At 42.3% G+C, this 14,167-nt stretch carries 10 protein-coding genes and 1 pseudogene; 5 read left to right on the top strand and 6 right to left on the bottom strand.

The genetic code is table 11. The features are described 5' to 3' along the window. Positions 1-30: 30 nt before the first annotated feature. The 5 genes from FD12_RS12635 to FD12_RS12615 all read right to left on the bottom strand — a co-directional run bounded on the left by FD12_RS12635 (position 31) and on the right by FD12_RS12615 (position 4,236). Entirely contained in the window at positions 31-567 is a 537-nt protein-coding gene (locus FD12_RS12635) for a hypothetical protein (protein ID WP_056983381.1), read from the bottom strand. Further along, entirely contained in the window at positions 551-1,375 is an 825-nt protein-coding gene (locus tag FD12_RS12630; protein ID WP_056983380.1) for a hypothetical protein, read from the bottom strand. Before FD12_RS12630 ends, FD12_RS12635 begins: the two co-directional genes overlap by 17 nt. Positions 1,376-1,748: 373 nt before the next feature. Continuing rightward, positions 1,749-1,943 (bottom strand): helix-turn-helix domain-containing protein, encoded by a 195-nt coding sequence (locus FD12_RS12625; protein ID WP_054747011.1) that lies wholly within the window; start codon positions 1,941-1,943, stop codon positions 1,749-1,751. Between the two features lie 157 nt (positions 1,944-2,100). Next, positions 2,101-3,441, bottom strand: coding sequence for an MATE family efflux transporter (locus FD12_RS12620; RefSeq protein ID WP_054747013.1), 1,341 nt, complete (start codon positions 3,439-3,441; stop codon positions 2,101-2,103). Positions 3,442-3,531: 90 nt separating this feature from the next. Beyond that, a complete protein-coding gene (locus FD12_RS12615; RefSeq protein ID WP_056983379.1) occupies positions 3,532-4,236 on the bottom strand; it encodes a GntR family transcriptional regulator in 705 nt (234 codons plus the stop codon). 516 nt (positions 4,237-4,752) lie between these two features. Between FD12_RS12615 and FD12_RS12610 the strand changes: the two genes are divergently transcribed. The 3 genes from FD12_RS12610 to FD12_RS12600 are packed head-to-tail and all read left to right on the top strand — an operon-like array spanning position 4,753 to position 8,735. Continuing rightward, positions 4,753-6,375: a mannitol dehydrogenase family protein gene (locus tag FD12_RS12610; RefSeq protein ID WP_056983378.1), complete on the top strand. Its 1,623-nt coding sequence runs from the start codon at positions 4,753-4,755 to the stop codon at positions 6,373-6,375. A 30-nt stretch (positions 6,376-6,405) separates the two neighbouring features. After that, positions 6,406-7,830: a glucuronate isomerase gene (gene uxaC / locus FD12_RS12605; RefSeq protein WP_056983377.1), complete on the top strand. Its 1,425-nt coding sequence runs from the start codon at positions 6,406-6,408 to the stop codon at positions 7,828-7,830. 23 nt (positions 7,831-7,853) lie between these two features. Further along, entirely contained in the window at positions 7,854-8,735 is an 882-nt protein-coding gene (locus tag FD12_RS12600) for an aldose 1-epimerase family protein (protein ID WP_056983376.1), read from the top strand. A 576-nt stretch (positions 8,736-9,311) separates the two neighbouring features. Here the strand turns inward: FD12_RS12600 and FD12_RS12595 are convergent. After that, positions 9,312-10,751 (bottom strand): annotated as a pseudogene (locus tag FD12_RS12595) (MFS transporter). Between the two features lie 561 nt (positions 10,752-11,312). Between FD12_RS12595 and FD12_RS12590 the strand changes: the two are divergent. Next, complete coding sequence (locus FD12_RS12590; protein WP_054747015.1) at positions 11,313-12,305, top strand: D-isomer specific 2-hydroxyacid dehydrogenase family protein; 993 nt, start codon at positions 11,313-11,315, stop codon at positions 12,303-12,305. 217 nt (positions 12,306-12,522) lie between these two features. Next, entirely contained in the window at positions 12,523-14,061 is a 1,539-nt protein-coding gene (gene gntK, locus FD12_RS12585) for a gluconokinase (RefSeq protein WP_056983375.1), read from the top strand. The last annotated feature ends 106 nt before the right edge of the window (positions 14,062-14,167 follow it).

Genomic DNA, 14,167 nt, shown 5'->3' with positions numbered 1-14,167 from the left:
CGAAAACCTACATTTCTTTCTGCCGAAAACCTACATTTTTAAACTGCCCTTGACATTCAAACAAAGCAAAATGATCAATGCAAGATAATCATTGACAAATATGGCTAGAATATAAAAGAGTTCACCTAGGAAGCCTAAAAATAATGCTGTATTGACCATCATTACGACTAGCGCAAAGAAAAATGACCACTCCAAAATTCCTTTTCCAACGAACAACTGATTACAGAATGAACCAAACAACATGTAGATTGAGCTGAAAAGAAGCACATCCACTGAAAGATTTTTTTCATACTGGCATAAAACGAATTGTCGTGATGTCCGATAATAAACGAGATACGGTCTTCGATTTACCAGCTCGTAACAAATAAAGATATTAGCAATAACTGGGCCAAAATAGAAGATTGAAAAGAAGCCGCCAGTTGTTGAAAATAAGGCTCTCCAGACGGCTAACCCAGTGGCATTTGGCGGGACACTGGTATTTTGAGTCCAATTCATAACTAAAAGAATCACCAGTGCGATAACGCCGATAATTCGATATATTAATTTTTTCTTAGTTGAGATAAACATACCTTCCTCTCAATTTCAGCCAAAAATTTCCAACAGCGATGATGCTGCTACATATGACAAGATAACTTATGAGGGCTGAAAAATAAGTTCCCCAATCATACTCAATAAAGGGCTGAATGAAGTAGGTTGAACTATTGGGCATTGCTACCATGAAGAACCAGATGCCCAAGGAAATTGGATGAACTAGGATAGGTTTCTTTAGTAAGAGTGCCAAGACGTGCACGACTACTGCAAAAAGGCCAAAGCTCATACTAACGACAACGATAAATGAAATATACGCTAAATTTGGATGAAGTAGTTCTAATTTTAATAAATGAGAATATTTAACCGAATCTTCTAAATCCATAAATGATTGACCATTATGAAACAGTAATTCCGCTATGACAAAGTCAAGGCCAAATAGGACGATGAAGAAGACTGTAAATATGGAAAATTGGGTAAGTTCGCTAACACCTAAATATTGTTTGAATTTTGTGTATCGGGAGGTGTAAATGTAATTGCTGTCATTTCGGTTATTATCAATGATTCGTTGGGCACTAATTAGGATTAAATATAAAGGTAAAAGCCAAATGATTATTATTTGTAAAAACTGTCCTGAAGTGTTGCCTGACAAAAAGGTGGTCATTGTTGGATGATAAATATTTTGGTAAGACAAGTGTCTATGTGTCTGTTTTGCGTAATTCCAAAACATATAATAGTTCCCATACCAAGTAATTAACTCCCCTAAAATAACAACAATGAATAAGAAGATAATGGTGAATATGCTTCGCTTTGAGCTTTTAATAGAATTGAGTTCAGATGATAGCAATTCTCTTTGCCTCCTATGTATGCTGAAGAAGCGGGTTCTTCAGCTTAAGTGCGCTTTCTGGAAATGACAGATTATTGCTATATTAAGTCATTAAGTCGCCTTAAAAATTGTTGCGTCCAAAAATGGATGATTCCTGCTGCCTTGGTGTAGAAATTGAGCATTCAAGAGCAAGAATTGTTTAAATAATCGATGACTATTTCTGTAAACATTATTAAGGCTAATCGATGTTTTGACTAGCAAGTATCGCTTGACACAAAACAATCGCTTAATGGCGCCTATGGACACCTGATTCATTATACTTATGAGGTTTTGAGACAAAAAATCCTAGAGAAAGATCATCTAGGATGAGGTATAAATATTATGATTTCCAATTCTAAAACAATAATTGATTGATGTCACAACGAAACAATCTACTAAGGATGACTAAGTTGTCGATATCTGGATAAGTATAGTTGTGCTCCCATTGAGAAATCGCTTGACGAGTTACACCAAGCGCAGTGGCAACGACTGCCTGTGATAATGCCTGTTCTTCTCGTAGTTTCCTAATGTTATCACCAATATTTAACATAAAACCTCCTACATCAACTTTAGCTAATCTTTACTTAATCATAGACAAATGATTTTTCTGTGAAAGATCATTGAAAGAAATGTAAAGATGATGTGAAGCTTGATTAGAGGAGCATAAAGCTTAATCACTTATTAAATTCATGTTGTTTGCGATTGGCCTACATCTCCCCCAACTGATCTTTACCAAACAATTGGCGGACCATCAACACGCAGTATATCAATGAAATTGCCCAAGCTAATGGATTTGAGTAACAGATTGCCACGAATCCCGCAGAGCCCATTGCAATGAAACTGCCAATTGAACGACCAAACAATTCGCCAAAGCCGGAAATGATGGCATACAGGCTGTGGCCCCAGCCTTGGAGCGTGTTTCTGAAAATCATGAGTAATCCATGGATGGGAAAGAAAAATGAAATGATCGTTAAATACTCAACGGCACTTTTGGTGGTGGAAGGGGAGCTGGATCCGAGGACCATTGTTACCAAGAAGGTTTTCGACAAATTTACGATTCCAAAAGCCACAACTGAATAGACGATTTGAATTAAAATCCCGTTAGTAATGCCCTGTTTGATTCGCTGACCATTGTGGGCGCCAAAGTTTTGAGCCTGATAGGTTGCCATGGCCGCCCCGACACTTTCCATTGGAAGGGTGAATAACTGTCGAATTTTGTCCGCAGCTGATTGAGCCGCAACGATGCTTGAGCCTAATCGATTGATGGCATCTTGCATGATGATGGCTCCGATTGCGGAGACACAGTATTCAAATCCCATTGGAATGCCGACACCACACATCCGTTTAATAGCAGTTAATGAAAAGTGCCAATTAGTTCGATTGAGGGACAATTTTGACTTGCCAACGAAGAATAAACTGATGTTGAGCAGGCCGCCGACAAACTCACTGATTACTGTCGCCCAGGCGGCTCCGGCAATTCCCATGTGGAATTCAAGAATGAAGGCCAAATCAAGAATGACGTTTAAAACCAGCGAAACGGTTAAGAAATGTAACGGGTGGATGGAATCGCCAAATGCCCGCAGTGCCGCTGCCGAATAATTATAGAGAATATTTGCAGGGATGCCGACAAACGAAATGATTGTAAACGCGAGCGTCATTTCCATGATATTAGCGGGCGTATTTAACAATTTCAGTAAGGGTGCTGCTGCGAAAATCATCACCGGTGTCAAAATGAGAGCAACAATTGCGCTTAACCAAATCCCATTCGTGAAGTAGCGTTTAGTAGCCTGATCGTCATGGGCACCGATACTTTGAGAGAGGGGAATACTATAGCCGATCGAGCTTCCCTGAATAAAACCAATGATCAAGAAGCTAAGTGGATAGTAGGCGCCAACCGCGGCAACCGCATCAACGCCGATCAACCGGCCAACGATCAACGTATCAATAAAGTTGTAGAGTTGCTGAAAGAGCGATCCACCAACCAGCGGTAACGAAAAGATAATCAGGCGGGTGAGGGGGTTGCCCTGGGTTAAGTCTTGTTTATTCATAGCACTAGCAAGCCTTTCATACAGATTTAATAGAACAGGTGGCCGAAAACGGCGAAAAGTTTTCGGCCACCTGTTCTGTAAGTAAATACGTTATTTTGCGTGAGAAGTTGATTTGGAATCGACATCCCCATCATAATTCCTGAAATAATCTGGATAAGCTTCCAACACCTGCCGTCGTTCCAGCAGCATCAAGTGCAGATGCTCGTTAACAAGATATTCCAAGTCATCGATATCTTTGCCAATCACCGCATCAAAAATATTTTTATGCTGGGTATAAATGGTGCTCCAATTTAAGTCCATTTCTTTCAGGCGAAGGCGACGGAAGCGATTGAGTTGAGTATTGTTGATCTGCAGCCAATCCCAAACAGTGTCTTTATTAACGACCTTGTAAAATTCGTGGTGGAAGTCCTGATCCAAATCAAAGAAACTGTCAGGATTAATTTCGCTGGCCGTTTTGTCCTGTTCAGCCAAGTTCTTTCTTAAAACGTTCAGTGAAGTCTCAGAAATGTTGGCTGCGGCATTCAACATGATCTTTGGTTCGATGCACTCCCGAACGAATCTGGCGTCCTTAGCATCTGCCATATCAATTCTGGTGATGTAGGTGCCACTTTGGGGAATCACTTCGATTAACCCTTCCCGTTCAATCCGGATAATCGCTTCTCGCACAGGGGTTCTGCCCAACCCAAGCTCTTGAGAAATTGTCTTTTCAGATATTTTTTGACCTGGGATGTAATCAAAGTGAATGATTTTATATTTAATTTCATGGTAAGCGTCACTGCGCATATTGTCCATCATCGTAATCTCCTTTATATCACACACATTATAGCATACTGATCAAGATTATTGAGGGGGAAAAAGGTTCCTGTTGACAATCTGATATATCAGAATATAATGAATCTGTAAGCGGATTCAGCATACTAGTGTATTAGTTTCACTTTGCGTTGGTTATGGTGTGTTGATTTGGGTGGATTAGAATAGGCTGCGTAAAGCTGAAGTTTGTGCGTAAGCACCTCGATCTCTAACCGCTTTGCTTCGCTCACTTGTATTAGGACAGCTGCGCTAGGCAGAAATTTCCACATAAGCACCTCAATCATAAATCCTCAAAACCAGGATTTATGATTGAGGAGACTTATGTTCCAATTTCTAAGCGCCTAGCTCCGCTCACTATTTTTAGGACAGCTGTGTAAAGCAGAAGTCTGCGTGTAAGCACCTCGCACAAAAATTCCCAAAACCGGAATTTCCATACGAGGAGCCTTACACTCCGACTTCTAACCGCTTTACTACGCTCACTCATTTTTTAGGAGGATTACAATGGTAGAAATCACCGATAATTATTTAACGAATAAAAAGGAATTTACCGATGCCGGCATTAAAGTTCCTAATTACGACATTAAAGCTAAGACTGGGGCAACCCGGTGGGTTCACTTTGGTGGCGGAAACTTATTCCGGGCCTTTCATGCCGCAATCGCAAACCAGTTACTTGATTCAGGCGACCTTGATTCAGGCATTGTCGTTGCCGAAACCCATGATAAGGGGGTTGTTGACGATGTTTACCGGAAGTTCAACAACCGAATTCTTCGCGTGATTACTCATGAAGATGGTCAATTCGAAAAAGAATTATTCGCATCAGTTTCGGATGCCCTATTCTTCGACCAAAGCAATCCTGATGGCTGGAAGAAGCTCTTCAAGATTTTTGAAAATCCAGCCCTTCAATTAGCAACCTTTTCAATTACAGAAAAAGGCTATAACCTTTGGGACAGTCAAGGCAACTTATTGCCAATGATTAAAGATGACATTAAAAATGGCCCTAAAGCACCTAAGAACAACATGGCCTCATTAACAGCATTGATGTTCGCCCGTTTTGAAGCCGGCAAGTACCCGATGGCCCTCTTGAGCACGGATAACTTCTCACAAAACGGCGAAAAGCTTGAAAAGAGTGTCTTGACCATCGCTGAAGGTTGGGCGGAAAATGGCTTAGTTCCTTCAGAATTCATCGATTACTTGAAGGACGACAAAGCTGTTAGCTTCCCACTTTCAATGATTGATCGAATCACTCCTAATCCTTCCGAAGCCGTTTCAGAAAAGCTCAAGGAAGATGGCTTCGATGACTACAAGATTTATCACACTCCAGGTCATACCAACATCGCTGCGTTCACCAACACTGAAGAGGTTCATTACCTGGTCGTTGAAGACGACTTTCCAAATGGCCGCCCCGCACTGGATAAGGCCGGTGTCATCTTAACGGACCGAGACACTGTGAACGATGCCGATGAAATGAAAGTTACGACCTGCCTGAACCCACTCCACACTGCCTTAGCCGTTAACGGCAGCTTACTCGGCTTTAACTCAATTGCCAAAGAAGTGAGCGATAAGGACATGTTGAATCTGATCAAACAAATTGGTTACGTTGAAGGCTTGCCAGTTGTGAAAGATCCTAAGGTTATCAACCCGAAGACCTTCATTGATCAATTGGTTAACAAGCGCCTTCCTAATCCATACATCCCAGATATGCCACAACGAATTGCGTCAGACACCTCACAGAAGTTGTCAGTTCGTTATGGCGTCACTATCCAACATTACATCGATGATCCTAACCGTGATCCAAAGGACTTGCATTTCATTCCACTTGTTTTGGCAACCTGGTGCCGTTATTTGATGGCTGTCGATGATCAAGGCAAGCCATTTGAACCAAGCCCAGATCCATTGTTGGCCGAATTACAACCTAAAGTAAGCGATATTAAGTTAGGTGAAAAGACCGACGTTCACGCCCACTTGAAAGATATTCTGGCTAACAAGTCAATCTTTGGCCATGACCTCTACGCAATTGGCATGGGTGAAACGGTCGAAAATTACTTTGCCCAACAAATTAGTGGGACGGGCGCAGTCCGCAAAACGTTGGAAGACACGTTGTCCAAGTATGCTCAAAATGTTTAACTAATACATTTCTAAGAGGAGACTTTATTTATGACTTTATTAAACGACGATTTCTTATTGACCACCCCAATGGCCAAGAAACTATTCCACGATCACGCTTCAAAGATGCCAATCATTGATTACCACTGTCATTTGGACCCAAAAGAAATTTACGACAACCGTAATTATGACAATATTACCCGAATCTGGATCAACGATGGCAGTGTCGGCGATCACTACAAGTGGCGCCTGATGCGAGCTAATGGGGTTCCAGAAGATTTGATTACCGGTGATGGGGATGACTACGAGAAGTTCATCGCTTGGGCCGGGACGATTGAGAAATCTCTTGGAAATCCGCTTTATGAATGGACTCATTTGGAATTGAAGCGTTTCTTTGGAATTGATGACGTCTTTAATAAAAAGTCGGCTCCTGATATTTGGAAGAAAGCCAACCAGATGCTGGCAACCGACGACTTTAAGCCCCGCAACTTAATCAAGCGGATGAACGTCAAGGCGGTCTGCACCACTGACGACCCAGCTTCTGACTTGAAATATCATAAGTTATTGAAGAAAGAAGAAGCTGACAACGGCTTCAAAGTATTGCCAGCCATGCGGCCCGATAAGGCGCTTCATTTGACGGATACGACCTTTGGCGAGTACTTGGATCAATTATCAGACATCTCAGGAGTTAAGATTGATTCATTCAAACACCTGATGGCTGCGCTTCGTCAACGCTTTGAATACTTCGAAAGTGTCGGTGGCAAGTTGTCTGATCATGGCTTGAACTTCTTTAGATTTGAAAAAGCCAGTGACGATGAATTGAATGATATCCTTGATCGGGCTCGCCAAAACAAACCATTGTCAACTTCAGATGTTGATAAGTATCAAACAATGTTGGTTGAAAACTTGATGAAATTGAACAAGGAATTCAATTGGACAATGCAATTCCACATGAACGTCACCCGGAATGCCAATAAGCCAATGTTTGAAAAATTCGGTCCCGATGGTGGGTTTGATTCCATGGGAACTCAACCAGATATTGCCCAGGAATTCATGAAGCTCTTGATTGACATGCAGACTGAAGACCAAATTCCGCGCACGATTCTTTACTCATTGAACCCTAACGACTGGATGGAATTGGCAACTGGCATGGGTGACTTCCAACAAGATGGTGTCCAGAAGCTTCAATTTGGGGCCGCTTGGTGGTTTAACGATACCTTTGATGGGATGAAACGCCAGTTAACCATCATGGCTGAACAAAGCCTGCTGCCTAACTTTGTTGGGATGTTAACCGATTCACGAAGCTTCTTGTCATACCCTCGTCACGAGTATTTCCGGCGAGTATTGTGCAATGTGATCGGCGAATGGGTTGAACGCGGCCAAGCTCCCGATGATGAAGATTATTTGGGACAAATTGTTGAAGACATTTCTTACAATAACGCCCACGACCAGTTTGGATTCTTTGACAAGGACTAGTTGTCAGAAGAGGAGTGTCGCTCATGCAAAAAATTGAAAATAACCGTTTTAGTGCAGAAATTGACGAACATGGTTGTCAGCTGACGCATTTGGTGAACAAACAAGGTAATTTTGACTATATCTGGAATAACGATATTTGGCCAAAGCACGCGCCAATCTTGTTCCCAGCAATTGGCCGGTCTAACGACGATGCCTATTTAATTGATGGTCAGAAGTATGAAATGCCCCAGCACGGCTTTGTTGCTGATTTTGATTTTGAAGTTGCTGACAAGCAGGCGGATCAAGTGACGTTGTCGTTGAAGTCCACTGATGAGACGAAGAAATACTATCCATTTGACTTTGGATTCGATGTCACCTTCGTCTTGACCGATCAGGGCTTAACTGTCAGCTTTGAGGTTCAAAACGATGGTGATCAGGATCTTTCGTACTCATTGGGTTATCACCCAGCCTTCAACGTGCCAATCAATCAAGAAGGTTCATTTGATGATTACCGCTTGGATCTGGAACCAGCCCAAGATTCATTGGAGACCTATGAAATTGTGAAGAAGCCGAATCCTTATCGTTCAGGTAAGGTGGAAAAGCTGCCGAACTACCGCAATGGGATCGTTGAGCTGGATCATGACATGTTTGCCAAGGGCCTCTTGATTATTAAGAACGAGGGCATTAAAACAGTTAAGTTGTATTCCCAAGCAACCGAGCATTCAGTCACCGTTGACGTGAGTGATTTCGATCACGTCACATTATGGACGAAGGAAGGCGCCAACGCACCATTCTTGTGTATCGAGCCATTTAACGGCTTACCTGATGTTTATGGCGACCTGGTTGAGCTGAAATCCAAAGAAGACAATCAACACTTGGATGCAAAGCAAAGCAAGCACTATCAGGTGAAGCTGAATTTGAAATAAACAGGGTCATTTAACTAAATTTTATGGCTGTTATGCCAGTTAAAAACCGTTATCCTCCAATCAGTCAGTGATTTGGGGATGACGGTTTTTGTTGATCAACACTATTTGAGTTAATTTGCATCTAAAATCAATCGCGATTCACGAACATGGCGGCTGGTGACAACCATCAAAGTGACGATGGCTGCCGTGATTCCTGCTGAATAGTATAGGCGTTTCCTGTTCATCTAATCCGCGTCCTTTCTGATTTTATTTCCGACTAAACTAGACGGTCCTCAAAGCAATCATATTGGAGGAGAATCATGAGGGTGATAGTTAAGTAAGGACCGTTTAGCCTGTTAGCGCTCAGTTAATCAATTGATTGAATCAACACTCCTTTCTTCATTGAATGACCTTAGAATAGCGGTTAGAGCTTAATTGAAGCTTAAAGCATTAGATTGTCTCCGGGAAATCTTTATTCTTAAAGGATGAGCATTTATCAGATGGTTTAACACCCCACCCAAAAAGCGTTCAAGGAAATAACTTCCCTGAACGCTTTTGTTCTTACATCATGGCTCAATAATTGTTTGATACAGTTACTTAGTCTTCAGTTTTTTTTTCTGCCTTTTCTTCAGCTTCTGTATTTTGAGTATGGATTTTTTCGAGGGTTTCGGCATTTTGCATGACCCGCTTCTTGTTCAATGGGTAAAGGAAGATCAAGACAAGGGCTGCTAATGCTAAGCAGGCAGTTGGGACACCGGTTGCTAAACTGTAAATTCGGTTAACAACTTGAGTGGATTGGGTAACACCACCACTCGTTGATGAAACGTAACCGATGAAGGTTAACATAAAGCCACCAAAGCCACCGGCGATTGCTTGGGCAACTTTACGGGCAAATGAATTAACCCCGTACACAATGCCGTCTTCACGGACACCGGTTAAGACTTCATGGTTGTCAATAACGTCGGTGATAAATGCCCAAACCATCAGGTTAAAGACACCGGCACCAAGGGAGCCAAGGAATAACATTGCCAGATAGAACATTGCACTGTGGGTATGAGAAACTAACAGGATGGCGTACATAGCGGCACCGAAAATCAATGCCGTAACGGTACTTTCTTTTCGGCCAAATCGTTGGGTCATCCAGTTACTGAATGGTGCCAGTAATAAGACGGTGGCGAAGTTGACGATTAAGGCTAAGGACATTGCGCCTTAATTCTGGAAGTAATCATTAAATAGGTAAGAAATTAAAGTTCCTGAAAGGTTTTGGTTCACAACTAAGATCAAATCAACAATAACCAAGATGATCAAGGCTTTGTTTTCGAGCATTCCTTTAACTAAACGGCCCATTGGAACTTTTTCACTTTTTTCAGTTCGAACCCGTTCAGTTGTCATATGGGTGGTTAATTGGTAACAAATGTATCCTAAGATGGCACAAACAACAACGACCCAGAAGAATCGGTTACCAGAAATCTTTTGTGAAGCCCCAACATACATGAACATTGGGATGATATAACTGGTAATGGCACTCCCTAGGGCAGAACCCATGGCACGGAAGGTTGACAATGAAGTCTTATCGTTGGGGCTGCTACTAATAGCTGAGGCCATTGAACCATAAGGGATGTTAACGGATGAGTAGAAAATTCCCCATGCCAGGTATGTGATAAATACGTAGGCTAGTCGAGCGCCCAATGCCCAATCTTTGACGATTGGAACAAATAGCAAAACCAATGAAATGAGCAGTGGGTATTTCATCCGGTTGATCCATGGCTTGAAACGGCCAATCTTGTGGAGCTTACTGTTATCAACCAAACGGCCAACAGTAATATCGGCAAATGCGTCAACAAATCGGGCAGTTATAAACAGCACCCCAACTTGGGCACCAGTTAATCCTAAAACGTTGGTATAGAAGATCATTAAGAACGAGTTAACCACGTTGAAGGAGAAGTTATTTCCAATATCGCCGAACATGTAGCCGATTTTATCCTTGATACTAAATGGATGAGCATCCACTAGCACCGTTTTTTGAGTTTTATCCAATTTAATCACTCCTAATTAAAATAATTTCTAAATAATGATGTATTGATAATGTCTGGAACCATATATAGTAGCAAAATTAAATTGTTGATTTTTACTTTCCAGAGTAACGACTCCTTTCTAAAACTGATACATCAGACAATTAGAATGATAGCACTTTCTGACACCGCTTACAACCAAAAACGCCATTATTTTTTAAGATAACCAGCAATTTGATATATCAGTAAAATAGCTACCTGAGATTCACTAAAGTTTAGTAATTACTACTAGATCAAGGGAAAAGACTATCAATACTTAGTGAAACGACATTTTAGGAGAGGCTTAAATTGTTGATTCAGCTCATTAAGGGATGCTTTTCTTCTAAACTTGCACACAAGAATTAAGTACCAAAAAGTAAAATCTGACATATTACTTATGAAAGACTTTCAGACCGCTGTTTTGATGAGGAAATATAATGAATCCGTTACCAATTGGATAAAAAAGGCTTTGACAAGTCCTGATTAAAGAACTAGTATATCAGTGTAAACAAAAACATCAATCTAAATCCTAAAGGAGAAATTTAAGATGGAATATAACATCGCAGTTGTGAACTCAAACAGTTTTGGTCAGGTATTTACTGAGCATTGGAAGGAACTTGAAGGCATTGGAACTGTTAAGCGCTTCATGCTGCCAACCGATATTGACGGCAAATCATTAGCTGAGAAACTTCAGGGATTCAACATCATTATTGCCAGTGTAACGCCATTCTTTAATAAGGAATTCTTTGATAACAAAGACGATCTATTATTGATTTCTCGCCATGGTATTGGTTTTAACAACGTTGATCTTGAAGCTGCCAAAAAGCACGGCACCCAAGTTGCGATCGTGCCACAAACCGTTGAACGGAATTCGGTTGCCGAAAACGAATTGGCTAACTTAATGGCTTTAGTTCGCCAGGTAGTGCCATCATCAGAACGCGAACGTGCCGGCCGTTACGAAGATCGGGCCCAATTTATGGGAAATGAATTCAGTGGGAAGACCTTCGGCGTGATTGGCTGTGGAAACATTGGTAGCCGGGTGGCTGAGCTGTTCAGTATCTTTGGCGGTCCAGTACTCGTAAACGATCCTCATCCAGCAGCTGACGAAGAGTGGTTCACCAACCACAACGTTGAACGGGTTGACCTGGAGACTTTACTCAAGCGCTGTGACTATATTTCATTGAATGCTTCTTTGGATGACAACAGTTTGCACATGATCAATTCCAAGACGATCAAGAACCTCAAGAAGGGTGCTTATATCTGTAATAATGCCCGTGGTGCTTTGGTTGAAGAAGATGCCATTCTTGACGCAATCAAATCTGGTCAATTATCTGGTTATGCGGCTGATGCAATGGAAGTTGAACCCGTTAAGGCTGGCCATCCATTCCTGGAAAATGACCGGATCTTGGTTACCCCACATACCTCTGCATACACTTATGAATGCTTGCACGGCATGGGCGAAAAGTGTGTGAGTGATGTCAAGGCAATCGTTGCCGGCAAACAACCAGGACGTGAGTTGACGCATACTTTAAGTGACTAGGTTGAATGAGTAAACGTGCTCAAAAAGGCTGACTCCAGCCGTATAAGCCACTCAAGCCAATATTGAAAAACGCAATATTAGCTTGAGAGACTTATCCACTGAGGTCAAAGCGCCCTTTTTCGCACTCTGCGCTCATTGTCGCACACTGCGCCGATTAACTGATATATCTGCTGACTATTTCTATGATATTAGTCAACATTAGAACGGAGATTATCATATGGATTATATTATTGGAATTGACGTTGGTACTACCAGCACCAAGGCGTTGCTGTACGATACCGACGGTCACATTTATGCAAAAGCAAATAAGGGCTATCCGCTCTATCAAGACACCCCTGATATGGCCGAGGAAGATCCTGATGAAATTTTTAACGCCACCGTTTCCGCCCTTCAGGAAGTCACTGGTAAGGCGAAGGACGGTCAGGTGATTGCGATTTCCTGGTCTGCCCAGCAACATAGCTTGATCGCGCTGGATAAAGACTTTAAGCCACTCACTCGCTCATTGACATGGGCGGACAATCGGTCTGGTCAATACGCCGCAGAGTATAAGGAAAATGGTCGCGGCTTTGATATGTACAAACGAACTGGCTTGCCGGTTCATCCGATGGGACCATTTTATAAGCTGCTTTATTTCAAGAACGAGCAACCGGACATCTTCAATCAGGCAGCTTATTGGGTCGGCATCAAAGAATATATTATCTGGAAGTATACCGGTGTTCTCAAGGAAGAAATCTCAATGGCGGCTGCGACTGGTTTGTTGAACATGAAGACCGCCAAATGGGATGACGTCGCCTTAAAAGAAGTCGGCATTAAGCGTGAACAGCTGCCGGAATTGGTAGATACGACGGATAAATTCCAGGGTATCAAGTCCGAATATGCTAAAGTGATTGGCTTGGACAAAGACGTTTACTTTGTCATGGGTGCCACGGATGGGGCCCTCTCCACTATTGGGGTTGGCGCAATTGAAACTGGTGTCCTGGCAATTAACATCGGCACTTCAGCCGCTGTGCGGACATTTGTCGACAACCCCCGGGTTGATCCCAAAGCTCGTTTGTACTGCTACCCGATTATGAAGGGTAAATACCTGATTGGCGGTCCTATCAATAATGGTGGGATTGTCCTCAACTGGGCTCATGATTCCCTGTTTGGTGGTGAACAGGAAGCGGCGAAACTACTGAACATTGACTCTTATGACATGTTGAGTAAGATTGCTGCAACGGTTCCTGCCGGCGCTGACGGGTTGATTTTCCACCCATATTTAGGTGGGGAACGGGCACCATTGTGGGATGCCAACGCCCGCGGCTCATTCTTCGGTTTGAACCGGAAACACACCCGCGCTCACATGATCCGGGCGGTTCTGGAGGGGATTATGTACAATCTCTATTCAGTGACCTTGGCACTCAAAGAAGTGACTGGTGATCCCAAAGCAATTTTAGCTGCTGGCGGATTTGCCCGGTCAACGCTTTGGACCCAGATGATGGCAGATATTTTTGAAAATGACATTATCATTCCAGAATCATACGAAAGTGGTAGTCTGGCCGCAATGTTCTTGGCCAAGATGGCTTTGGGGATGGAAGACAACCTTGAAGACATTAAGAAGTACATGGGTAAAGAAACTGTGTACAAGCCTAACGAGAAAGTCTTTGCTCGATATCGCAAGCTGATTCCAATCTACTTGCGCTTGAGCCGAGACTTATCCAAGGAATATAAGGGGATCGCTGACTATCAACGTGAATTTACGGATGATGACGAATAATTGAGCTTGATTAAAATTCCAAACTGAACAACTGATGGTAGTCAAGGCTACTTGGTGTTCCGGTTTGGAATTTTGTTTTGAGTGAGCTTGTAAACGCTTCATAAAT

It is taken from the genome of Lentilactobacillus rapi DSM 19907 = JCM 15042 (assembly GCF_001436255.1).
GTDB lineage: Bacteria > Bacillota > Bacilli > Lactobacillales > Lactobacillaceae > Lentilactobacillus > Lentilactobacillus rapi.
The sequence above is the reverse complement of the archived record's forward strand: the minus strand, read 5'-3'. Positions and strand labels throughout refer to the sequence as shown.

What these genes read in the sequence shown, in the direction of transcription:
- uxaC (WP_056983377.1), top strand. Translation starts at nt 6,406, where the DNA reads ATGACTTTATTAAACGACGATTTCTTATTGACCACCCCAATGGCCAAG.
- FD12_RS12610 (WP_056983378.1), top strand. Translation starts at nt 4,753, where the DNA reads ATGGTAGAAATCACCGATAATTATTTAACGAATAAAAAGGAATTTACC.
- FD12_RS12590 (WP_054747015.1), top strand. Translation starts at nt 11,313, where the DNA reads ATGGAATATAACATCGCAGTTGTGAACTCAAACAGTTTTGGTCAGGTA.
- FD12_RS12615 (WP_056983379.1), bottom strand. Translation starts at nt 4,236, where the DNA reads ATGATGGACAATATGCGCAGTGACGCTTACCATGAAATTAAATATAAA.
- FD12_RS12600 (WP_056983376.1), top strand. Translation starts at nt 7,854, where the DNA reads ATGCAAAAAATTGAAAATAACCGTTTTAGTGCAGAAATTGACGAACAT.
- FD12_RS12620 (WP_054747013.1), bottom strand. Translation starts at nt 3,441, where the DNA reads ATGAATAAACAAGACTTAACCCAGGGCAACCCCCTCACCCGCCTGATT.
- FD12_RS12625 (WP_054747011.1), bottom strand. Translation starts at nt 1,943, where the DNA reads ATGTTAAATATTGGTGATAACATTAGGAAACTACGAGAAGAACAGGCA.
- gntK (WP_056983375.1), top strand. Translation starts at nt 12,523, where the DNA reads ATGGATTATATTATTGGAATTGACGTTGGTACTACCAGCACCAAGGCG.
- FD12_RS12635 (WP_056983381.1), bottom strand. Translation starts at nt 567, where the DNA reads ATGTTTATCTCAACTAAGAAAAAATTAATATATCGAATTATCGGCGTT.